The organism is Nocardiopsis sp. EMB25, from assembly GCF_026797795.1.
Lineage (GTDB): Bacteria > Actinomycetota > Actinomycetes > Streptosporangiales > Streptosporangiaceae > Nocardiopsis > Nocardiopsis lucentensis.
Window position 1 is genome coordinate 1,181,273 of the sequence record NZ_JAMTDN010000001.1, and the last position, 21,391, is coordinate 1,202,663.

Consider the following 21,391-nt stretch of genomic DNA (forward strand, 5'->3'; position numbering starts at 1 on the left):
GTCGGTACGGGGCGAGGCCCATCGCCGGACCCCGTACCGACACGGATCGACCCGCGGGTCCAACCATCCCCTTTCAGGTTCGGTAGAGAGGTAGTTCCTTGAGGAAACGCACCCTCGGCTTCGTCGCGCTCGGCGCGGCGGCGTCCATCTTCCTGTCCGCGTGCGGCGGCGGCGACAGCACCGGCGGCAACGGCGGCGGCGAAGGCGCCGGCTTCAACGCCGCCGAGAACTCCGTGGTCAACGCCTCGGACCAGACCGGCGGCACCCTGCGCTACGCCATCCAGGACGACTTCGACTCGGTCGACCCGGGCGACACCTACTACGGCTTCAGCTGGAACTTCTCGCGCTACTACGCGCGCACCCTGCTGGCCTACAACCCGGAGCCGGGCGAGAACGCCACCGACCTGGTCCCCGACACGGCCGCGGGCATGCCCGAGCCGAACGAGGACTTCACCGAGTGGACGGTCGAGATCAAGGAGGGCCTCAAGTACGAGGACGGCTCCGAGATCACCGCCCAGGACATCAAGTACGGCATCATCCGCGGTGACTTCAACGGCGGATCCCTGGTCCACGGCCCGAGCTACTTCGCCCAGAAGCTCGACGCCGACCCGGACTTCAACGTCTACGAGTCCTCGGACCCGCTCGGCGAGTTCGACGCCATCGAGACCCCGGACGACCACACCCTGGTCTTCCACCTCAAGGAGAGCTTCTCGGAGTTCCCCAACATCCTGATCATGCCGCAGACCGCCCCGGTCCCGGTGGACGCGGACACGGGTGCGCTCTACCAGCAGCACGTCATGTCCTCGGGCCCGTACAAGTTCGACGGCGACTACGAGCCCGGCGTCAAGCTCCACCTGGTCCGCAACGAGGAGTGGGACGCCGAGTCCGACCCGATCCGCACGGCGCTGCCGGACCGCGTCGAGGTCGAGATCGGCGTCAACCAGGACGAGATCGACGAGCGCCTGGTCAACGGCGAGCTCGACGTCGACCTGGGCGGCACGGGCGTGGGTCCGGCCATGCACAGCCGCCTGGCCGGCGACGAGTCCGAGCGCCCCAACATCGACAACCTGTACTCGGGCGCCCTGCGGTACGTGAACATCCACACGCCGGTCATCGAGGACGTCGCCTGCCGCCAGGCGATCATGTACGCGGCCAACCGCGACAGCATGCACCGCGCCTGGGGCGGTGAGCTGGGCGGCGACATCGCCACCAACCTGATCCCGCCGCAGATCCCGGGCTCGGACCCGGAGAGCGACCTGTACCCCTCCGAGGACAACAAGGGTGACCTCGACTCCGCCCGCGAGAAGCTGGAGGAGTGCGGCGAGGAGGACGGCTTCGAGACCGTCATCGCCGCCCGCGAGGGCCGCGAGAAGGACGTCGACACCGCCGAGGCCCTGCAGAACGCCCTCGCCGAGGTCGGCATCGAGGCCAGCATCGAGCTCTACCCGGCCAGTGACTTCTACGGCCAGTACGCCGGTTCCCAGGACTTCGTCCGCGAGAACAACATCGGCCTGAGCGTCTCCGGCTGGATCCCCGACTGGCCCACCGGCTACGGGTTCGCCCAGGCGATCACCGACGGCCGCGCCATCGTCGAGACCGGCAACTACAACATGGCCGAGCTCGACGACCCGGAGATCAACGAGCTGTGGGACCGCTCGATGCAGACCGAGGACCCGGACGAGCGCGCCGACATCTACGCCAAGATCGACACGCTCGTGATGGAGCAGGCCGCCATCCTCCCGGTGATCTTCGACCGCGCGATGTTCTACCGCTCCCCTGAGCTGACCAACGTCTACTTCCAGCCGGGTTACGCCATGTACGACTACATGGCCCTGGGCGTGGACCGCGGCTAGCCACCACCGGCCAAGTTCCGAACTATCACGACAAGGCAGGTGAAGGCGGCGGGGGCCCTGCGGCCCCGCGGGTAGCCCCCGCCGCTGACCGCGATGTTGACCTACATTCTCCGCCGACTCGGTGCGGGCCTGTTGCTGCTCGCCATCGTCACGATGGTCACCTTCTGGATCTTCTACGTCCTGCCCCGCTGGGCCGGGGTGACGCCAGAGGGCATGGCCGCCATGTACGTGGGCAAGGCGCCCACCCCCGAGGCCCTGGCGGCCACGGTGGAACGGCTCGGGCTGGACCAGCCGATCGCCGTCCAGTTCTACGACTTCATCAGGACGCTGCTCCTCGGCACCGAGTACACCTTCGGCCGGCAGACGGTGGAGTGCGCGGCGCCGTGCCTGGGCTACTCCTTCTCGACCAACACCCCGGTCCTGGAGCAGATCGTCAGCCGCCTGCCGGTCACGATGTCCCTGGCCGCCGGTGCGGCCGTCATCTGGGTCGTCGGCGGCGTCGCGGTCGGCGTTCTCTCGGCCGTCAAGAAGGGCAGTATCTTCGACCGGATCGCCATGTCCCTGGCCCTGGTCGGCGTCTCCCTGCCGATCTACTTCACCGGTCTGCTCTCGCTGGCGTTCCTGGTGCACAACTGGAACCTCTTCCCGGTTCCCCGGTACGTGCCCCTCACCGAGGACCCGATCGCCTGGGTCCAGGTGATGATCCTGCCGTGGGTGACCCTGGCGTTCCTGCACGCCGCGCAGTACGCGCGCCAGACCCGTGCGGGCATGCTGGAGACCCTCGGCGAGGACTACATCCGCACCGCCCGGGCCAAGGGCCTGAGCGAGCGCCGGGTGATCTTCAAGCACGCGCTGCGGCCCACGCTGACCCCGATCGTCACGATCTTCGGCCTCGACCTGGGCCTGGTGCTCGGCGGCGCCATCCTGACCGAGACGACGTTCTCGCTCAACGGCATCGGTAAGTACGCGATCGACGCCATCGTCTCCAAGGACCTGCCGGTGATCCTCGGCGTCACCCTCATGGGCGCGTTCTTCATCGTCCTGTGCAACCTGATCGTCGACCTGCTCTACCCGGTCGTCGACCCGCGGGTGCGGATCGCCAAGTAGCACGCGACAGCGCCGACCAGACCAGCTCTAGTGAAGGAATGTGACATGGCCTCGACCGAGCCCGTCGTCCGGGTGGACGACCTGCGGGTGACGTTCCCGACGATGGACGGTGACGTCCACGCGGTGAAAGGGTTGTCCTTTGAGGTGCCCCGTGGGGGCGCCCTGGGCATCGTGGGGGAGTCGGGCTCGGGTAAGAGCGTGACGTCGCTGGCGTTGATGGGGTTGCACCGGGGCAGCCGGGCGAGGATCACCGGGTCGATCGAGGTGGCGGGCCAGGACGTGGTGGCCGCTTCGGACCAGCGGCTGCGGCGGATGCGCGGCAACGACATCGCGATGGTGTTCCAGGACCCGATGCAGTCGTTGCACCCGCAGTACACGATCGGCAACCAGCTGATCGAGGCGTACCGGATCCACCATCCCAAGGCGGGCAAGGCGCAGGCGCGCCGGCGGGCGATCGAGTCGTTGGAGCGGGTGGGGATCCCGGATCCGGCCAGGCGGATCAACTCCTACCCCCATGAGTTCTCCGGGGGGATGCGTCAGCGTGTGGTGATCGCGATGGGGTTGATGTGCGATCCCAAGGTGTTGTTGGCCGATGAGCCGACCACCGCGTTGGATGTGACGGTCCAGGCCCAGGTGTTGGATCTGTTGGACGAGTTGCGCACCGATCTGGACATGGGGTTGATCCTGGTCTCGCATGATCTGGCGGTGGTGGCCGGGTCGGTGGACCAGGTCGTGGTGATGCGTCATGGTGTGGCGGTCGAGCGCGGGGACGTGCGTACGGTGCTGGCCGATCCCGAGCATCCCTACACGCGGGGGTTGTTGGCGGCGGTGCCGCGGGTGGAGGTCTCCCGGGCCCAGCGGCGGGCGGCCGACCGCGCCGACCGCGCCGCCAGGGACAAGGGCGAGGGCGCCGTCACCGAGGCGGAGGACGTCGAGGCTCCCGCTCCGGCCGAGGACACCGCGGCCGCCAGGGTCGCGGAGACCGGCACGGCCACCGGCACCGTCGGCGGCGCCTCCTCGGACGAACCCCTGCTGCGGGTGGAGGATGTGGCGCAGTGCTTCAAGGTCCGTGGTGGGCTGTGGGGCCGGTCCTCGGACTTCTGGGCGGTCAAGGGGGTCTCCTTCGACCTGTACAAGGGTGAGACGCTGGGGGTCGTGGGGGAGTCGGGGTCGGGTAAGTCGACCCTGTCGCGGATGGTGATGCGGCTTTTGGAGCCGACCCGGGGCCGGGTGGAGTTCGAGGGCCGCGACATCACGCACATGTCGGAGCGGGCGTTGCGTCCGTTGCGTCGGGATGTGCAGATGGTGTTCCAGAACCCGTATTCGTCGTTGAACCCGCGGGTGACGGTGGGGGACGCGATCGGTACGGCGTTGCGGGTGCAGGGGGAGCGTGACGGTAGGAAGATTCGGCGTCAGGTGCAGGCCCTGTTGGAGCGGGTGGGGTTGGAGCCCGATCACTACAACCGGTTCCCGCACGCGTTCTCGGGGGGTCAGCGGCAGCGGATCGCGATCGCGCGGGCGTTGATCCTCAAGCCGAAGTTGATCATCTGTGACGAGCCGGTCTCGGCGTTGGACGTGTCCACGCAGGATCAGGTGCTCAAGTTGTTGTCGGAGTTGCAGGACGATTTCGGCTTGACCTACATCTTCGTGGCGCATGATCTGGCGGTGGTGCGGCAGGTCTCGGACCGGGTCGCGGTGATGCGCAAGGGTGAGATCGTGGAGATGGGGGACAGCGACAGCGTGTACGAGTCGCCGTCCAGTGAGTACACGCGTCAGTTGTTGGCGGCGGCGCCGGTGTTGGACGCCGACGAGGCCAGACGCCACCGCGCCGAACGCGTCGAGAAGCGCAGGGCCGGGCAGCCCGTGTAGGCGGCGGCGCGAGAACCGACGCCGGTGGGGACGTGGTCGACACGTCGCCACCGGCGTCGTCCGTGTCCGGAAGACCGGTTCCCGAGAGGCTCGGTCCCCTCCTGCGGACTCCGGTGGTCCTCCCGGGCGGCTGACCGTCCCGAACGCGCTCGACGAGAACGGCGCGGTCCTCGGGCCACCCGACTCCGGGGCCGCGCGCACCGGCGCAGGCGCTCTCCCAGATACTGCCAGGGTCTGCCACATCCCACCGATCCGTGATTGGCTTTCCTCGTCCGGGGACGGACGGACGGGCGCGTGGAGACGGTTTCCCCGTGCCGACTCCCTGACCCGGTTCCTCCACAGGGACAGCTACCGAGAGCGAGCACAGTGAGCCCTTCGATCGCCACCAACACCGCAGTCGACCGTGACGGGTTGATCGAGTTCGTCACGCCACGGCACAAGGCCCTGCTCATCACGCGGCGCCGTGACGGTTCGCCCCAGGCCTCACCCGTCACCTGCGGGGTGGACGCACAGGGGCGGATCGTGGTGTCCACCTACCCCGAGCGCGCCAAGGCCCGCAACGCCGCGCGGGACGAGCGGGTGAGCGTGGTGGTGCTCTCCGACGACTTCGACGGGCCCTGGGCACAGGTCGACGGGACCGCCGAGGTGCTCTCCGGGGAGGACGCGGTCGAGCCGCTGGTGGAGTACTTCCGGGTGATCGCGGGGGAGCACCCGGACTGGGAGGAGTACCGCCAGGCGATGCGTCGCCAGGGCAAGGCCCTACTGAGGATCACGCCGCGGACGTGGGGACCGGTGGCCACCGGAGGCTTCCCCGCCGACCGGACCCCCTGAACCGGCCGGAGCGCGCCCACCCGGGATCATCCCGGGCCGGGTCGTCCGCATGGCGTCTTCCGGGTCACGTCAGGTCGTCGAGGAGGTCGTCGAGGGCCTGGCGCAGGGCCGCGGAATTGGCCGGGCCGAACCAGGCGGTGCGGACTCGTTCGTTGATGCCGTTCGGGGTCTCGTGGTCGGACGCGAGCTGGTGGAGGGAACGGGTCTCGTCGCCCAAGGCGCGGCCGACGCCCTGAAACAGGCCGCGGAGGTAGCGGTCCGCGTCCTCTGCGGCGAGGCCGTGGCCCGCCGCCCACTCCGTGAGCGTGGCGAGGTACCAGTAGTGGCTGGTCAGCGTCGCCGTCAGCGCGGAGAAGACGTTGAGGGTCGCCTCGTCCGCGACCGGCAGCGTCCCACCCAGGCGCTCGAAGAGGGCGTCGGCCACCGGGTGCGACGGACAGGTCACCGTGATGGAACGGCGCTCACGTACGGCGGGAAGAGGGATGGCCCGTACCAGCGGGGCGTCGGTGGCCAGTGTCCCGCGCAGGTCGTCGTTGCCGACCCCGGCCATCACGTTGACCACCACGGTGTCGCGGTCCACCCGCAGACCGGTCAGCGCCTCGGTCCGGTCCTGGGGGCGTACGGCGATGACGACCACCTCGGAACGGTCCACCACCTCCTGGTTGCCGGCGCACACGTGCGCGTTGTCGTGGCGTTCGGCCAGCGCGGCGGCCGTGCGGGCGCCCCGGGGGGAGAGGAGGATCTCCGGCGGTCGCGCACTCCCGCCGCACAGGCCCTCGACGATCGCCCGACCGATCTCGCCCACTCCGATGACGCCGACGCGCTTCACTGCGGCCACCTCCATGGCTCTGGTACCTGCTGGACGTGATCCGTTGGCGAGGTCCTCGTCCCACGTGTATCGTCCCCGATCCTCCCACCGGAGGGATCACCGCGCCCCACGGTCGCGTCGACCACGGTGGGGCGGTCCGGCGTCCCGGGCCGTCCGTGCCCGTGCGTCCACCCCGCCGCCCTCTCGTCGTGGCTGGTGAACGGAAAGGCGTTGTCCGCCAGGGCGGACATCGAACGGGAGTGGGACTCATCTGGCATCCACGTCCCTGACCTGAGGGCGCTGCTCGGCGGCCGTCGGCTCGGGGTCGCCCGGAGTCCCTCCCCCGCGTGTCGCCCGAGGCGTTCGTCAGGCTCCCGGCGGATCGACGCGCGCCCGGTGCCATCACTGACCCGGGGGCGGCGCTGAGGCGAACCGATGCTCCGCTGTTCCGTTCCAGAGTGGTGACCCGCGCATACGCATCGACGGCGACATGAATCACGCTTCTCCCGGTCGTCGCGGATTCCGATCCGCCCGTGGCGACTCCGTGGCCGCCGGACCGGGATTCAGCGCGGCGCCTGGCCGGTGGAGCCGCGGATGACCAGGTGCGAGGGGAGCATCACCCGGCGGTCTGGCGTGCGTGCCGTGGAGCGGGACCTGTTCTCCAGGAGCAGTTCCACGGCCGACCGGCCCGCCTCATCCTGGGGCCCCGCCAGGGTCGTGAGTGCGGGCACGCAGAAGTCGGCCCCGAAGATGTCGTCATAGCCCACCACGCTGATCCGCTCCGGCACCTTCACGCCCCGTTCGGCCAGGCGGCGCAGCACGCCGATGGCCAGCAGGTCGTTGTGCGCGACCACGGCCGTCGCACCCGTCACCAGGGCGGCGTCGGCCGCCGCTCCGCCACCGACCACGCGGGGAGGGAACGGCCCCAGACGCGTCGCCCTCATGCCCAGGTTCCGGGCGCCGTCGAGCAGCCCCTGCCACCGCTCACCCGCCAGCCAGGACTGGTGCGGTCCCGACAGGTAGACCAGTGTCCGGTGGCCGAGCGAGGCCAGGTGCTCCACGATCTGCCGGCTGCCCGCGCGGCTGTCGACCACCGCGCTGGGCAGGCCCCGTACCTCCCGGTTGACCAGGACCAGGTTGTGCTCCTCGGCCAGCTCCCAGACGCTCTCGTCGGACATCCGGCTCGACGCCAGCACGAAGCCGTCCACCGATCGCGCCAGGTGTTCGATCTTCGTGCGCTCGGTGTCGGCCGACTCCTCGGTGTCGCTGAGGATGAAGGTGATCCCGGCCGCGGAGGCGCGCCGCTCGGCGCCCCTGACGGTGCCGAAGAAGTGCGGGTTGGTGATGTCGGGAACCAGCATCGCCACGGTCGCGGTCCGTCCGGACTGCAACGCGGTCGCCAGGGGGCTGGGCCGGTAGCCGAGACGTTCGGCGACACCGAGGACGTGCTCGCGTGTGGCGGCGTTGACACGGCGGGGGTTGCGCAGGGCCCGCGACACCGTGGAGGCGGCGACGCCCGCCTCCCGGGCCACGTCGTAGATGGTGGTGCGCTTCGGGGAGTTCATAACGCCCCTTCTACGCGCTTTGACAACTTTTGGCAATCGCTTGCCACAACACGAGCGAGAAACCTAGGGTTCACATCACGCCTCGGGTGATGCGCATCACGCACCCCGTGACCTGCGCCGACACCGTAATCGTCCGTTGAGTGGAGCCGCCCGGATGGCTGACAGACCCCCAACCCCCGGCAACACACCACGCCCGCCGCGTCCCGCGGCGGTGCGGTGGTTGGAAACCGCAGAACTGGCCACCGGGGTCGCGCTGCTCGCCCTGATCCTCGCGCTCATCCTCACCCAGGCCGTCCAGCGCCACCTGCCCGTGGAGGGGTGGGTGTGGACCGGCGAGCTGGCCCGCCTCGGACTGGTCTGGCTCACGTTCTCACTGGTCTCCTACCTGTTGGGCAGAGACGAGCACATCACCCTCAAGGTGGTCGACCTCGTTCTCGGTGACCGCGCGCTGCGCGCGGTGTGGGTCCTGGCCAACCTCGTGGTCGCGGCCGTGGGCGTGCTGCTGACCCTGGAGGCCGCCGAACTCGTCCTCGGCGGGTCCCCGCAGTCCACACCGGCCCTGCGCATCCCCGTGGCCTGGATCTACGCGATCCCGCTGGTGGGCGTCGCGCTCATGTCGCTGCGGGCCCTCGCCAACGCGGCGCTGTCGCCCGGACCGCCCCAGCGCGAGCACCGCGACTCCGGGGAGGCGGCCCGATGAGCGCGCTGCTGGTCGTCCTCGGCATCCTCGTCCTGCTGCTCCTGCGGGTGCCCATCGCCTTCGCGATCCTGGGGCCGTGCCTGACCTACATGGTGGTCGGCGGCCAGTCCACGGGGCTGAGCCTGCGTACCGCGGCCCAGGAGGTCAACAGCTTCCCCCTCCTGGCGGTCCCGCTGTTCATCCTGCTCGGCGTCGTCGCCAACCACACGGGGATCGCCGACCGGCTCTTCGCCTTCGCCCGAGTCCTGCTGGGGCGTGCGCGCGGCGGCCTCGGCTACGTCAACATCGGCGTCAGCGTCGGCTTCTCCTGGATCAGCGGCACGGCCCTGGCCGACGTCGCGGGCATGGGCAAGATGATGGTCCCGGCGATGACCAAGGCCGGGTACCCTCGGCGCTTCACCCTGGGGCTGACCGCCTCCACCAGTCTGATCAGCCCCGTGATGCCGCCCAGCATCCCCGCGATCGTGTACGCGTCGGTCGCGGCGGTCTCCACCGCCGCGCTGTTCGCCGCGGCGGTGGTCCCCGCCCTGCTGATGGCGGGGGGACTGACCCTGGCGGTGTTCCTGTGGGCGCGCACCAAGCCCGAACTCGCCGGAAGGCGGGCGTCGCGCGGCGAGCTGGCCGCCGCCACACGGAGAGCGCTGGGTCCGCTGCTCGCCCCCGTCCTGCTGCTCGGCGGGATCCTCAGCGGGCTGTTCACCCCCACCGAGGCCGCGTCGGTCGGCGTCGCCTACGTCCTGTTCCTGGGCCTGGTCTACCGCAGGCTGAGCTGGCGCACCCTGTGGCGCGTCGGAGTGGAGACCGTCACCACGGCCGCCTCCATCGCGATCATCCTCGCCGCCTCGGGCCTCCTCGGCTGGGTTCTGGCGCGCGAACAGGTCCCGCAGCAGGTCGCGACCTTCCTGCTGGACCTGACCGACGACCCCACCGTCCTCCTGCTGCTGGTGAGCGTGGTCCTCATCCTCGTCGGAACCGTGCTGGAACCCATCGCCGCCCTGGTCATCACCGTTCCGGTCCTGCTGCCCGTCGCCGTCCGGCTGGGCGCCGACCCGGTCCACTTCGGCGTGATCACCATCCTCTGCCTGATGATCGGCCTGCTCACGCCCCCGATCGGCGGAGTGCTCTTCGTCCTCGGCTCGGCGACCCGCACCCCCATGCACGAGGTGTTCCGCGGTACCGCGCCCTTCCTGCTCCCGCTGGCGGCGGTCCTGCTGCTCCTGATCCTCATACCCGACCTGGTCCTGTTCCTGCCCGGACTCCTGGACCTGTGACACCCCTTCCCAAGGAGGAGAATCCCCCATGCGCACGACGACCCGACTGACAGCCCTGGTTCCCGCACTGGTGCTCGCCGCCACGGCCTGCGGCAGCGGCGGCGGAACCGCCGACGGAGAACTCACCCTCACCTTCGCCAACAGCTACGCGCCGGACCACCCGCACACCCGCTGCGGCATCGACCTGGTCGCCGAGCGCGTGGCGGAGGCCGACGCCGGGTTCTCCGTCGACACCTTCCCGGGCAGTCAGCTCGGCAACAACACCGAGACCTTCGCCTCGGTCATGTCCGGCGACATCGACCTGGACGTGCAGGGATCGGCGGCGCTCGGCGCCTCCTACGAGCCGATCGGGGTCCTGGACGCCGCCTACGCCTTCCGGGACGCCGACCACCTGTTCGCCTACTTCGACTCCGAGGACTCCCGGGCGCTGCGTGAGGGGTTCGAGGAGGCCACCGGCGCCAAGATCCTCGACGCCTGGTACTTCGGCGACCGCCACTTCACCGCCAACCAGCCCATCCGCACCCCCGAGGACCTCGAGGGACTGCGGATGCGCTTCCCCGACTCGCCCATCTACCTCGCCAACGCCGAGGCGCTGGGCGCCGAGCCGACCACGGTCGCCTTCGAGGAGGTCTACCTCGCCCTGCAGCAGGGGACCGTCGACGGCCAGGAGAACCCGATCCCGACCATCGACGGCGACAACTTCGCCGAGGTCCAGTCGCACATCAGCCTCAGCGGCCACCAGGTCGGCTCGCAGATGATCGTGGTCTCCGGACAGACCTGGGACGCGCTGTCGCCCGAACAGCGGGAGGTGCTCCAGGAGACCGTCAGTTCGGTGCGCGAGGACAACCGCGCCTGCATCGAGGAGGCCGAGGAACAGATCCTGGAGGAGTGGCGCGCCGACGGTTCCATCGAGGTCGTCGACGACGTGGACGTCGAGGCGTTCCGGACCCGGGTCCAGGACCACTTCGCCGAGAATCTGGAGGGCGAGCAGCGCGAGCTCTACGAGTCCTTCCAGGAGACCGAGTAGGCACCGGACACAAGAGAAGGAGGGCGCGACGCATGCGGCGTTCCATAGCGACCGTGTCACTCAGCGGAACCCTGGAAGAGAAGCTCAGGGCCGCGGCCGGGGCGGGGTTCGACGGCGTGGAGGTCTTCGAAAGCGACCTCATCGGCTCAGCGCTCCCGCCCCGCGAGGTCCGGGCCCTGGCCGGGGCACTCGGCCTGACCATCGACCTCTACCAGCCCTTCCGCGACTTCGAGGGGGTGGACGAGGCCCGACTGGAGCGCAACCTCCGGCGCGCCGAGGCCAAGTTCGCCCTCATGGTGGAGCTGGGGACGGACGTGATGCTCGTGTGTTCCAGCGTCGCCCCGGAATCGAGGGGCGACGACGCCCTCGCGGCCGCGCAGCTCCACCGGCTGGCCGAGACCGCCGCCCCCTACGGGGTCCGCATCGCCTACGAGGCGCTGTCGTGGGGGCGGTGGGTCGACGACTACCGGCACGCCTGGCGCCTCGTCCGGGAGGCCGACCACCCCGGACTCGGGGTGTGCCTGGACAGTTTCCACATCCTGTCCCGAGGCCACGACCCGTCGGGGATCCGGGACATCCCCGGGGACAGGATCTTCTTCCTCCAACTCGCGGACGCCCCCCTCATGCCCATGGACGTCCTGCACTGGAGCCGGCACCACCGCTGTTTCCCGGGGCAGGGCGCGTTCGACCTGTCGGCGTTCACCGGACACGTGCTCGCCGCCGGGTACGAGGGGCCACTGTCCCTGGAGGTGTTCAACGACGTGTTCCGGGCCTCCGACCCCGGGCGCACGGCCGCCGACGCACTGCGGTCCCTGGCCGTCCTGGAGGACGAGACCGCCCGGGCCCGCGAACAGGAGCCGCCGTCGGGCGGGCGCGCCGCGCGGGTCGAACTCACGCGGTTGCCCGCGCCGCCCCGGGTGCGGGGATACGCGTTCGTCGAGGTCGCGGCACCCGACCACGCCGCGGAGAGGGTCCGCCGCGCGCTGGCCTCCCTGGGCTTCCGGCACACCCGGGACCACCGTTCCAAGCCGGTACAACTGTGGTGCAACGGGCGGGCCCGCGTCCTGCTCAACGCGGCCGACCCCCAGCTCGGGCACACCTGGAGCGGCGACACCTCGGTGACGGCCCTCGGCGTCGACGTGGCGGACGCCGATGCGGCGATGCGGAGGGCGCAGCGGCTGCTGGCGCCGCCCCTGCCCCGGCGGCGCGACCCGGCCGAGGCGCAACTGAGCGCCGTCGCCGCCCCCGACGGCACCTCGGTCTTCTTCTGCCCGCACACTCCGGCGGCGGGGGAGGACTGGCTCGCCGACTTCACCGTCCCGGCGTTGGGAGACGGCGGGGAAGGGGAGGGCGACCTCACCGGTATCGACCACGTGGGGCTGTTCCAGCCCTTCGACCACTTCGACGAGGCCTCCCTGTTCTACCGCTCGGTGCTGGGCCTGGAACCCGACGACGGGGTCGAACTGGCCAGCCCCGACGGCATGGTGCGCAGCAGGGCGATGAGCCGGGCAGGGGAGGGGCCGCGCATCGCCCTGAACGCCTCCATGCTGGGGCGGGGGCCGTACGAGGACGCGCGCGGAGGCCCACAGCACGTCGCCTTCGGCTGCGAGGACGTGTTCGCGGTCGCCCGGGCCATGCGGGCCGACGGGGTCGAGCCGCTGCGCATCCCCGACAACTACTACGCCGACCTGGCCTGCCGCACGGACCTGGAACCGGCGGCCATCGAGCGCATGCGCGAGTACGGCGTCCTCCACGACCGTGCCGGAGACGGAGAGTTCCTCCACTTCTACACCCCGGTGCTCGACGGTCGGCTCTTCCTGGAGGTCGTCCAGCGCACGGGTGGCTACTCCGGCTACGGTTCCGCCAACAGCCCGTTCCGCATGGCCGCGCAGAGGGCGGAGGCCGGCAGGTGACCGCGACCACCCGCGCACCGGCGGTGTCCACCGCCCACCGCTCCTACCTCGTCGGGCTCATCGGGACGGGGATCGGCCCCTCCCTGACACCGTCCATGCACGAGCGTGAGGCCGCCGAACTCCACCACCGTCTCGTCTACCGCACCGTCGACCTCGCGGAGCTGGGCCTGGCGCCGGACTCGGTCGTCGACCTGGTCCGGGCCGCCCGCCAGCTGGGGTTCGACGGTCTCAACGTCACCCACCCCTGCAAGCAGCTGGTCCTGCCCGGGCTGGACCGCCTGACCCCGGACGCCGCCGCCCTCGGGGCGGTGAACACGGTGGTGTTCGAGTCCGGTCGGACGGTCGGACACAACACCGACTGGTCCGCGTTCGCCCGGTGCCTGGAACGCGGTCTGCCCGACGTCCCCCGGGACCGGGTGGTGGTCCTGGGCGCCGGAGGAGCGGGCGCGGCCGTGGTCCACGCACTGCTCGGATCGGGCGTGCGGGAGGTGGCCGTGGTCGACACCCGTGTGGAACGGGCCCGGGAGCTGGTCGAGCGCCTCAGCGGACACCATCCGGGAGCGGTCTGCCGCGCCGCCGGGACGGACGCGCTCGAACCGCTGCTGTCACGGGCCGACGGCATGGTCAACGCGACACCGATCGGTATGGCGCGGCACCCGGGCACCCCGGTCCCCGCCGACCTGCTGCGTCCATCCCTGTGGGTGGCCGACATCGTCTACCGGCCCCTGCGCACCGAGCTGCTGGCTCTGGCCGAGGACCGGGGCTGCCCGACGGTCGGGGGAGGGGAGATGGCGGTGTTCCAGGCCAGCCAGGCGTTCGGTCTCTTCACCGGCCTGGAACCCGACACGGAACGCATGCTCGCCCACTTCCACGGACTGATCGCCTGAGGGCCATGGCTCGCCGTCCGCGGCGCGTGGGCCGCGTATCCCTCGGCCGTCTCCGCCCGAGGGATACGCCGGGGTCGATGCGCCGCCCGCGCACCGGCCCCGGCCCGTCGCTTATTCGGCGGTGTGCCAAGAGCACCCCCATCACCGATATCGCAGGTCGAGAAGTTGTCAGTCGACCGATTCCCGCCATCGTGGCGTACCGGCGAAACCGCGTTTCCGGGGTGCGCCACCGCCACGTCCGAGACTTTGCCTTGACAGAAAGGCGGAGAAGGGATTGAATCATCTTTCGTGCCGTATCGGACCTTCCTGGACCGGAAGTCCGCTGTGCGGTACCCGACCTCGAGGAGTTGATGCCGCCATGACGAGCTTCACGCGCCTCCTCTAGAGCTGTCCTCCTCCGCGTCCGCCTCGGTGACCGACACCCGCGGCGCGTGACCGCGTATCCCACGCGGCTTTTCCGTACCGGCGTTCGCGCCGCGGTGCCTTCCTTCCCGACGCGGTCTCCGACATTCCCGCGCCCCTTCGCGAGGGATCGGGCAAGGCGTTCCCGCCGTTGCTCCGCCGTGCTCTGATATCCATTTTTATTCTGTGTCCGCGTATACCTCCGAGAAGGGAACCACGTCATTTCTGTCATTCCGACCACCACCCGCATCCCCGCCTCGGAGCAGGAGCGCACCGAGGTCCGGGAACTGTTCACCTCGGGGGCGCTGTTCTCCGTGGCGCTGCCCGATGACACCGGGACCGAGCCCCTGCTCCCGGACACCGGCGGTGTCCGGTGCGACTGGATCGACGCCGACCGGGCGGGGATCGGCGCGGGCGTGCTGGTGTACGTGCACGGCGGGGGGTTCGAGTACACCAACCCGGCCACCGAGCGGGTGATGGCGCACCGCCTGTCCCGTGCCACCGGGCGGCCCGCGTTGCGCGTCGACTACCGGCTGGCGCCCGCGCACCCGTTCCCGGCCCCGGTCGAGGATGTGGTGGCGGTCTACCGCGCACTGCTCGACCAGGCCGTCCCCGCTTCACGGATCGTCCTCGCCGGGGAGTCGGCCGGCGCCACCCTGTTGCTGTCGGCACTGCTGGTGCTCAAGGACGAGGGGGTGCCGCTCCCAGCCGGCGCGGTCGCGGTCTCGGCGATGACCGACCTCACCGGATCCAGCCCCTCCATCACCGCCAACGAGGGCAAGGACCTGCTCAGCGGGGCGGACACCGGTCATATCCTGCCGCAGTACCTGGACGGCGCCGCTCCTGACCGGGCACCCCAGTCACCGCTCCACGGCGACCCGCGCGGCCTGCCTCCCCTGCTCTTCCCGACCGGCGGCGACGAGCTGTTCCTGGACGACGCCCGCCGGTTCGCCGCGGCCGCGGCCGAAGCCGCCACCGATGTCCGGGTCGACGTCTACGAGGGCATGCCGCACGCGTTCCACGCGGCGGCGCTCGCGGAGGCCCCGCCGCCGACCGGCCGGAGGTTCCTCGGTCGGCTCCGGGACTGGACCGCCAGACTGGGCTGACGACACCCCGCACGCGGCGCGCGAGGTGTTCTCGTACCCGCTGAGCCTCGTGGAGGCGGAAAGGTCGTGGCTCGTCACCCGAGCCCGGGTACCCGATGACGAACAAGACCGACCTCAAGCGGACCCTCGACGCCTACCAGGCGAAGCGGGGCCGGTTCCGGATCACGGAGGTGCCGGATCCGCGGTACCTCATGGTCGACGGCCACGGGGACCCGAACACCTCGCCGGCCTTCACCGAGGCGATCGAGGCGCTCTACCCGGTGGCCTACGGATTGAAGTTCGCCAGCAAGCGGGGCCTCGGGCGCGACTACAGCGTCATGCCCTTGGAGGGGCTGCTCGCCGGGTCTCGGCTGATCGCTGCCAGCGGCTGTGGCGGGGAGAGTTCGGGGCGTTCCATGCGCTCAGGGATATCAGGCGGTGCGTATATCCGTATGAGACGCGTCGATGCGGTTCACCCAGCCTTTCGGCGCATGACAGAGCGACGTGCGATCCTCAGCGGTTCGACCTTTGGGGAGCAGATCGGCTATGCCCGTGCCGTGGTCGACGGCGACCGGGCGCACGCGTCCGGGGCGACCGGGTTCGACCACACCACCATGACGATCCCCGATGACGTGGTGGAACAGGCCGAGCGGTGCCTGCGCGATATCGGGACCGCGCTGGCCGAGGCGGAGCGCGCCTTCGCCGACGTGGTGCGGGTCCGCTACCTGCTGCCTGGCAGATCCGTGCGGGCTGAGTCCGGGTGATGTCGTGGGGGCGGGGATCGGGTCCGCCCCGGTGGCCCCCACCGCCTACACCGCCGGGCCCGGCTTCCATTCCTGGGCGAGGAGTCCGAGCACCACCTCGTCCAGGAACTCGCCCAGCACCCAGGCGGAGGAGCGCAGCACGCCTTCGCGGACGAAGCCGTTGCGTTCGGCCGAACGCAGCATCGCGGCGTTGTCCGACAGCGTCTCGACCTGCAGTCGCTGCAGGCCGCGCACGACGAAACCGTAATGGCACAGCACCGCGACCACGTCGGTGCCGTAGCCCCTGCCGCGGGAGGAGGGGAGCAGTCCCAGCCCGATGTGCGCGGACCGGCTGTGGTTGTCGATACCCCACAGCACCGCGGTGCCGACCAGCGCGCCGCCGTCCAGTTCCACCACGGAGAAGGGGACGTGCCCCTGCTCGGTGTCGTCCACCACGAGCTGCGGGTTCTTCGAGCCGGACGTGATCGGCCGCCACGGCCGGCCCTGGGATCGAGAGTGGGTGACCACGTCGTTGTAGAGCTCGGTCTGTAGGACCGGAATGTCGTCCTCGTGCCGGGCCCTGAGCCCGATTCTGTCACCCTTCAGCATGGAAGATTCCTATCGGATCCGTTTGTTCGGCGGCAAATCAATAGGGCGAGCCATCCGGCGGAGGGCAACGGGAGTCCCGACCACGGGGATCAGGGCGCCGGTCTCACTGACGGTCGCGCTCGGAACCCACCTCACATGCCCCGGGAGACGGCTCCACCGCCCGAGACCGACCTGCAGCCCATGGTCGCGGTGAACACCGGCGGCTCTCGCGACGACCTCTGAGCGCTTCTCGGCGATGTCCGTGTCACCCGGCGTCTTCGCGCAGCGCCTTGTGTATCTCGCTCAGCGCACTGGTCAGCCGTGGATAGTCGTCGGCCACCGGCCTGACGAAGTACTCCTCCAGGATGCGGGCGTGGACGGTCGCGGCACGGAGGAACACCGCGCGGCCCTCGTCGGTCGGTGTCACCAGAACCACCCTGCGGTCCTTCGAAGAGGGCACGCGGTGGACGAGACCGACGTCTTCCATGCGGTCGATCAGGCGGGTCGTACCGCCGCTGGTCAGCGTGAGATCGTCGGCCAGCCGCCGCTGGGAAACCCGCTCGCCGGGCTGCCGGTGGAGTCGGATCAGCACCTCCAGCATCGTGTGGCTGATCCCGCACTCCCTTCGTAGCGCTGTGTCGATCGACTGCTCCAAACGGGTGGCGGACTTGATCAGCAGCCCGAAGTCGCGCACGAGCTGACTGTTGGCGGCGCGGGCGGCGGCGTCATCGCCCTGCCGGGCGGCGGGATTCACTTGCCTGACTCCTCTGATCCGTGTGGGTCCTGCGGGCCTGTCCTGAGATTTTACTGCTGGCTCATCTACTGAGCCCTCATCTGCTGTATGGTCAGTTACTGATTGATCAGTGAAATATCGACTGTGCGCCCGTCACGAACGAGGTGAGATCGGTGGACACGCAGCACTGGCTCGGCCGAGCCACCCGCGCGGTACAGGACTGGGCCGACACCTTCGGCCCCTACCAGACACACCCGTCCGTCCTGGTCGACGACGACCGCTTCGCCGCCGCCTTCGAGGAGTTCACCGGGAGGCTGAAGGACAACTACCCCTTCTTCCATCCGCACTACGCGGGGCAGATGCTCAAACCCCCGCACCCCGCGGCGGTGGTCGGCTACCTCACCGCCATGCTGATCAACCCCAACAACCACGCCCTGGACGGCGGACCCGCCACCGCCCGCATGGAACGTGAGGTCGTGGCCCGGCTCGCCGCGATGTTCGGCTACGACACCCACCTGGGCCACCTCACCACCAGCGGCACCGTCGCCAACCTCGAAGCCCTCTTCGTCGCCCGGGAACTCCACCCCGGCCGGGGTGTCGCCTACAGCGAGGACGCCCACTACACCCACGGCCGCATGTGCCGCGTCCTGGGTATGAACGGCCACCCCGTACGCACTGACGACCATGGCCGGATCGACCTCGAGGCGCTGGAGGAGCGGCTGCGGACCGGTGAGGTGGGCACCGTCGTGCTCACCGCCGGCACCACGGGCCTGGGCGCCGTCGACCCTGTCCACGAGGCGCTGGCCCTGAAAGAGCGCTACGGCGTGCGCATCCACGTCGACGCCGCCTACGGCGGCTTCTTCACCCTGCTGGCCGGTGCCGACGACCCCGCGGGCCTGCCGCCCGAGCCGTGGCGGGCCATCGCGCGGTGCGACTCGATCGTCGTCGACCCGCACAAGCACGGACTCCAGCCCTACGGCTGTGGCGCCGTCCTCTTCCGGGACCCCGAGGTGGGGCGCTTCTACCTGCACGACTCGCCCTACACCTACTTCACCTCCACCGAGCTCCACCTCGGCGAGATCAGCCTGGAGTGCTCACGCGCCGGCGCCGCGGCCGCCGCCCTGTGGCTCACCCTCCAGATTCTTCCGCCCACTCCCGACGGGCTCGGCCAGGTCCTGGCGGCCGGTCGGCGGGCGGCGCTGAGATGGGCGGACCTGATCGCCTCATCCGACCTACTGGATCTCTACCAGCGGCCCGACCTGGACATCGTCACCTACTTTCCCGCCGTTGACCCGGTCACCCTGGCCGGCGTCGACGCTGAGTCCGCCCGCGTCCTCGCCGACGGTATGACCAGTCCCGACCCGGTGTTCCTGAGTACCCTCAGGGTCGACCGCGAGGCGTTCACCGCACGCCACCCCCAGATCACCGCGGACGCCGACGGCGCCCGGATCCTCCGCAGCGTCCTGATGAAGCCGGAGTCGGAGCACCACATCGAACACCTGCACGAGCGAGTCGAGCAGATCGTCCAACCGGAGAACGGAACACCTTGAGTGGAACTCAGTCGGAAGGGAGCCGCAGCAAGCGTTCGGCGACCTGGACGAGATCGGGGCCGCTCACGTCGGGTGCCGTGAAGACGTCGCCGTAACGGCCTTCCAACCGCTCACACCAACCGGCGAGACAGCCGGCGCGTTTGGCTCCATGGCAGTCCCAGGCGTGCACCGCGACCAGCGCCATGGCGCCCGGTGATGTCCCCAGCTCGCCGGCTGCCACGCGGTACATGGACGGTGCGGGTTTCCAGGTGCCGGCCCGCTCCGCGGTGATCACCCGGTCCACGTGGTGCGCCAGGCCCGCTCGTTCCAGGCAGCGCGCCGTGTTCTCGGGGCTGCCGACGGTCAGGCAGCCGACCCGCAGCCCGGCTTCGGACAGTCGGCGCAGCGCCGGTTCGGCATCGGGGTACGCGGGCAGTTGGCCGAACCCCTCCAGCACGTGGTCGATGTCGTCCTCGGTGGCGGTGTGGCCGGTGTCGGTGCGCAACGCCTGCCGTGCCACCGACTCGAACGACCCGAAGTCCCCGGCGAGGGTCAGAGCCATCGAGTCGCGCTGGAAACGCATGAACCACGGCTCCAACAGATGCGCGGGCTGGCCGATCTCCTCCAGCCGCGTGCGGAGCGGATCCAGATTCACCAGGGTTTCGAGCACGTCGAAGGCGACGGCGCGCGGGCGAGCGGTCATGAGACCTCCCTCGGTTCGCGATTCCCTCTGTTCCCGGCTCAAGCGGGACATTCGGCGATAAGGTTCGCTGAACAGGTCGGGAGGGAGAGGAATCCAGAGCCGACCGGCCCGGACTCCGGGCCTTCGCTCCGGGCCGCGCAGCGTCCATCCAGCAGTATCGCGCGTCCTCCTGGGCTGGGACGCCGCAGCAGGCGTGTGTTGACAAGGAATCCGTCGGGGATGGGACCGAGGTCGGAAGAACCGTCCGATCACCCGACGGGGTGGTGACCAGTATGCGGTCGGCCAGCGTGTTCGCCCAAGCGCCTGCCGCCGTGTCCCGCGCCGCATGCGGTGGGGGCCGTGGTGTGTCGGGTCATCCGTGATCCGGGGAGCCCGGCCCCGTCGGCCCGAGCACGCTCGGGAGGAACGTGTCGGGTGCGGCCTCGACGCGCCGTTCGACCTCGGTCCCGCTCAGGCGCGCGGACCGCGGCTCGACGCTTCCGACAGCGGTGTGGAGCTCGGGGACGAAGCGGTGGTACCGGTCCCGCATGGACTCCGCGGTCTCCTCGTCCCGTGCGTACGGGGCCACCGTCTGCTCGGCGCGCGGGCCCAGTTCGAAGCGGGGTTGTGTGGCGCGCCCGGCGGGACTCGAACCCACGGGTCCCTTCACTCCCGCGCGGTCCTCCGGGCCCGGCCGAGCGTGGAGGCCCGGGGAACGAAGTCCAGTTCCAGCTCACGGAAGGTGCCCTCCTCCGCGTGGCCGGCCAGGATGTCCAGAAGCAGCCGCCCGCAGGACTCCCCGGCCTCCTCGCCCTTGGGATCGACCGCCGTGACCGGCGGGTCCATCGTCCGCAGGGCCGAGGCGTCCACGCACGAGGCCAACAGGAAGTCCTCGCCGACGCGCAGTCCGCGGGCGGCCAGGCTCGGGGCGACCGCGGCGGCCACACCGTCCGAGGCGCACACGAGGGCGTCCACGTCGGGGTCGGCGTCCAGCAGCGCCCCGACCTCCCGTTGCAACGCCTCGGGCTCCGTGCCGAAGGCGACGGTGGCCACCGAGGCCTGGAAGCGGTGCGCGCGGCACCAGGAGTGGTAGGCCGACTCGATCGAGCGGGCCCAGTCGGAGTCGGTGGTGGAGGCCAACAGGGCGATCCTGCGGGCGTCGTGGTCGCGCAGGTGGTCCAGGAGCAGGCCGGCCTGTCTGCCGTGGTCGGACCAGACCACGCCGGTCGGCCGCGCCCCGGCCATCCGCTCGCAGGTGACCACCGGCAGACCCGAGGCCATCAGCCGGGAGGCCATGGGGTCGCTGTGCACGGGGTCGCACAGGATGAGGCCGTCCACGCGGGGGACGGCCGCCCTGCGCGCGTGGTGGGCCGACACGATCAACGTGACGTCGTACTCGGAGTCGGCGACGGTGTTCAGGACTCCGTGGACGAAGGCCAGGTAGTACTCCGAGCGGACGAGTACCTGGGGGATGTACAGGCCGACGGCCCCGGTGGTGGAGGTCCGCAGGGACCGTGCCGAGCGGTTGGTGGCGTACCCCAGGCGGCGGGCCGCCGAGACGACGCTCTCACGGGTCGCCTCCGACACGCGCCCCCGCCCGCGCAGGGCGTCGGACGCCGTGGTCTTGGAGACGCCCGCGGCACGGGCGACGTCGACGATCGTGACCGCGCTCAAGGATGCCGATCCCTTCTCCGTATGGACTCCATCATGCCTCGCAAGCCAGGGTAGGACCACCGGGGCGACGGCGGCCCCCGCCGGGCGGGCCGCGGCGGCCCGCCCGGCAGGACCCGCGAGCACG

Annotated in this window: 19 protein-coding genes; 12 read left to right on the plus strand and 7 right to left on the minus strand. The window is 70.5% G+C overall.

The window, feature by feature from the left end; all coding sequences use genetic code 11:
- The first annotated feature begins 98 nt into the window (after window positions 1–98).
- The 4 genes from KIK06_RS05125 (at window position 99) to KIK06_RS05140 (ending at window position 5,660) form a co-directional block, all read left to right on the plus strand.
- Entirely contained in the window at window positions 99–1,853 is a 1,755-nt protein-coding gene (locus KIK06_RS05125; protein WP_268642128.1) for an ABC transporter substrate-binding protein, read from the plus strand.
- Between the two features lie 93 nt (window positions 1,854–1,946).
- A complete protein-coding gene (locus tag KIK06_RS05130; RefSeq protein ID WP_268642129.1) occupies window positions 1,947–2,960 on the plus strand; it encodes an ABC transporter permease in 1,014 nt (337 codons plus the stop codon).
- 45 nt (window positions 2,961–3,005) lie between these two features.
- Complete coding sequence (locus KIK06_RS05135; RefSeq protein ID WP_268642131.1) at window positions 3,006–4,829, plus strand: ABC transporter ATP-binding protein; 1,824 nt, start codon at window positions 3,006–3,008, stop codon at window positions 4,827–4,829.
- A 366-nt stretch (window positions 4,830–5,195) separates the two neighbouring features.
- Window positions 5,196–5,660 carry a PPOX class F420-dependent oxidoreductase gene (locus KIK06_RS05140; protein ID WP_268642132.1) on the plus strand — a complete coding sequence of 155 codons (465 nt, stop codon included), beginning with the start codon at window positions 5,196–5,198 and terminating at the stop codon, window positions 5,658–5,660.
- A gap of 64 nt (window positions 5,661–5,724) precedes the next feature.
- On the opposite strand, the gene KIK06_RS05145 is transcribed toward KIK06_RS05140, so the two are convergent.
- Window positions 5,725–6,498, minus strand: a complete 774-nt coding sequence (locus tag KIK06_RS05145; RefSeq protein ID WP_268642134.1) for an NAD(P)-binding domain-containing protein — start codon at window positions 6,496–6,498, stop codon at window positions 5,725–5,727.
- A gap of 533 nt (window positions 6,499–7,031) precedes the next feature.
- Complete coding sequence (locus tag KIK06_RS05150) at window positions 7,032–8,033, minus strand: LacI family DNA-binding transcriptional regulator (protein ID WP_268642135.1); 1,002 nt, start codon at window positions 8,031–8,033, stop codon at window positions 7,032–7,034.
- A 211-nt stretch (window positions 8,034–8,244) separates the two neighbouring features.
- Between KIK06_RS05150 and KIK06_RS05155 the strand changes: the two genes are divergently transcribed.
- The 7 genes from KIK06_RS05155 to KIK06_RS05185 all read left to right on the plus strand — a co-directional run bounded on the left by KIK06_RS05155 (window position 8,245) and on the right by KIK06_RS05185 (window position 16,082).
- Window positions 8,245–8,733 carry a TRAP transporter small permease gene (locus KIK06_RS05155; RefSeq protein ID WP_268645858.1) on the plus strand — a complete coding sequence of 163 codons (489 nt, stop codon included), beginning with the start codon at window positions 8,245–8,247 and terminating at the stop codon, window positions 8,731–8,733.
- On the plus strand, window positions 8,730–10,004 hold the full coding sequence (locus tag KIK06_RS05160) for a TRAP transporter large permease (protein WP_268642136.1): 1,275 nt from the start codon (window positions 8,730–8,732) through the stop codon (window positions 10,002–10,004). The genes KIK06_RS05155 and KIK06_RS05160 overlap by 4 nt, the downstream gene beginning before the upstream one ends.
- Window positions 10,005–10,032: 28 nt before the next feature.
- A complete protein-coding gene (locus tag KIK06_RS05165) occupies window positions 10,033–11,031 on the plus strand; it encodes a DctP family TRAP transporter solute-binding subunit (protein ID WP_268642137.1) in 999 nt (332 codons plus the stop codon).
- A 32-nt stretch (window positions 11,032–11,063) separates the two neighbouring features.
- Window positions 11,064–12,944: a bifunctional sugar phosphate isomerase/epimerase/4-hydroxyphenylpyruvate dioxygenase family protein gene (locus KIK06_RS05170; protein WP_268642138.1), complete on the plus strand. Its 1,881-nt coding sequence runs from the start codon at window positions 11,064–11,066 to the stop codon at window positions 12,942–12,944.
- On the plus strand, window positions 12,941–13,831 hold the full coding sequence (locus tag KIK06_RS05175; protein ID WP_268642139.1) for a shikimate dehydrogenase: 891 nt from the start codon (window positions 12,941–12,943) through the stop codon (window positions 13,829–13,831). The genes KIK06_RS05170 and KIK06_RS05175 overlap by 4 nt, the downstream gene beginning before the upstream one ends.
- A 716-nt stretch (window positions 13,832–14,547) precedes the next feature.
- Window positions 14,548–15,339 (plus strand): alpha/beta hydrolase fold domain-containing protein, encoded by a 792-nt coding sequence (locus KIK06_RS05180; protein WP_268642140.1) that lies wholly within the window; start codon window positions 14,548–14,550, stop codon window positions 15,337–15,339.
- A gap of 95 nt (window positions 15,340–15,434) precedes the next feature.
- A complete protein-coding gene (locus KIK06_RS05185; protein WP_268642141.1) occupies window positions 15,435–16,082 on the plus strand; it encodes a Rid family hydrolase in 648 nt (215 codons plus the stop codon).
- A 45-nt stretch (window positions 16,083–16,127) separates the two neighbouring features.
- Here the strand turns inward: KIK06_RS05185 and KIK06_RS05190 are convergent, their stop codons facing one another.
- Together KIK06_RS05190 and KIK06_RS05195 are read right to left on the minus strand one after the other, a co-directional pair.
- A complete protein-coding gene (locus tag KIK06_RS05190; protein WP_017601873.1) occupies window positions 16,128–16,670 on the minus strand; it encodes a GNAT family N-acetyltransferase in 543 nt (180 codons plus the stop codon).
- A 244-nt stretch (window positions 16,671–16,914) separates the two neighbouring features.
- Window positions 16,915–17,403 carry a MarR family winged helix-turn-helix transcriptional regulator gene (locus KIK06_RS05195; RefSeq protein WP_268642144.1) on the minus strand — a complete coding sequence of 163 codons (489 nt, stop codon included), beginning with the start codon at window positions 17,401–17,403 and terminating at the stop codon, window positions 16,915–16,917.
- A 152-nt stretch (window positions 17,404–17,555) separates the two neighbouring features.
- On the opposite strand from KIK06_RS05195, the gene KIK06_RS05200 reads away from it, so the two are divergent.
- Entirely contained in the window at window positions 17,556–18,932 is a 1,377-nt protein-coding gene (locus KIK06_RS05200; RefSeq protein WP_268642145.1) for a pyridoxal phosphate-dependent decarboxylase family protein, read from the plus strand.
- Between the two features lie 7 nt (window positions 18,933–18,939).
- Here KIK06_RS05200 and KIK06_RS05205 read toward each other — a convergent pair whose 3' ends face one another.
- The 3 genes from KIK06_RS05205 to KIK06_RS05215 form a co-directional block, all read right to left on the minus strand.
- The gene (locus tag KIK06_RS05205; RefSeq protein WP_268642146.1) at window positions 18,940–19,614 is read right to left on the minus strand and encodes a haloacid dehalogenase type II; all 675 of its coding nucleotides are present in this window, start codon (window positions 19,612–19,614) and stop codon (window positions 18,940–18,942) included.
- Between the two features lie 352 nt (window positions 19,615–19,966).
- Window positions 19,967–20,251, minus strand: coding sequence for a hypothetical protein (locus KIK06_RS05210; RefSeq protein WP_268642147.1), 285 nt, complete (start codon window positions 20,249–20,251; stop codon window positions 19,967–19,969).
- Between the two features lie 8 nt (window positions 20,252–20,259).
- On the minus strand, window positions 20,260–21,267 hold the full coding sequence (locus KIK06_RS05215) for a LacI family DNA-binding transcriptional regulator (protein ID WP_268642148.1): 1,008 nt from the start codon (window positions 21,265–21,267) through the stop codon (window positions 20,260–20,262).
- Window positions 21,268–21,391: the final 124 nt, after the last annotated feature.

Coding starts and splice junctions, on each gene's coding strand:
- KIK06_RS05205 (WP_268642146.1), bottom strand. CDS start 19,614: ATGACCGCTCGCCCGCGCGCCGTCGCCTTCGACGTGCTCGAAACCCTG.
- KIK06_RS05190 (WP_017601873.1), bottom strand. CDS start 16,670: ATGCTGAAGGGTGACAGAATCGGGCTCAGGGCCCGGCACGAGGACGAC.
- KIK06_RS05160 (WP_268642136.1), top strand. CDS start 8,730: ATGAGCGCGCTGCTGGTCGTCCTCGGCATCCTCGTCCTGCTGCTCCTG.
- KIK06_RS05130 (WP_268642129.1), top strand. CDS start 1,947: ATGTTGACCTACATTCTCCGCCGACTCGGTGCGGGCCTGTTGCTGCTC.
- KIK06_RS05150 (WP_268642135.1), bottom strand. CDS start 8,033: ATGAACTCCCCGAAGCGCACCACCATCTACGACGTGGCCCGGGAGGCG.
- KIK06_RS05135 (WP_268642131.1), top strand. CDS start 3,006: ATGGCCTCGACCGAGCCCGTCGTCCGGGTGGACGACCTGCGGGTGACG.
- KIK06_RS05185 (WP_268642141.1), top strand. CDS start 15,435: ATGACGAACAAGACCGACCTCAAGCGGACCCTCGACGCCTACCAGGCG.
- KIK06_RS05165 (WP_268642137.1), top strand. CDS start 10,033: ATGCGCACGACGACCCGACTGACAGCCCTGGTTCCCGCACTGGTGCTC.
- KIK06_RS05170 (WP_268642138.1), top strand. CDS start 11,064: ATGCGGCGTTCCATAGCGACCGTGTCACTCAGCGGAACCCTGGAAGAG.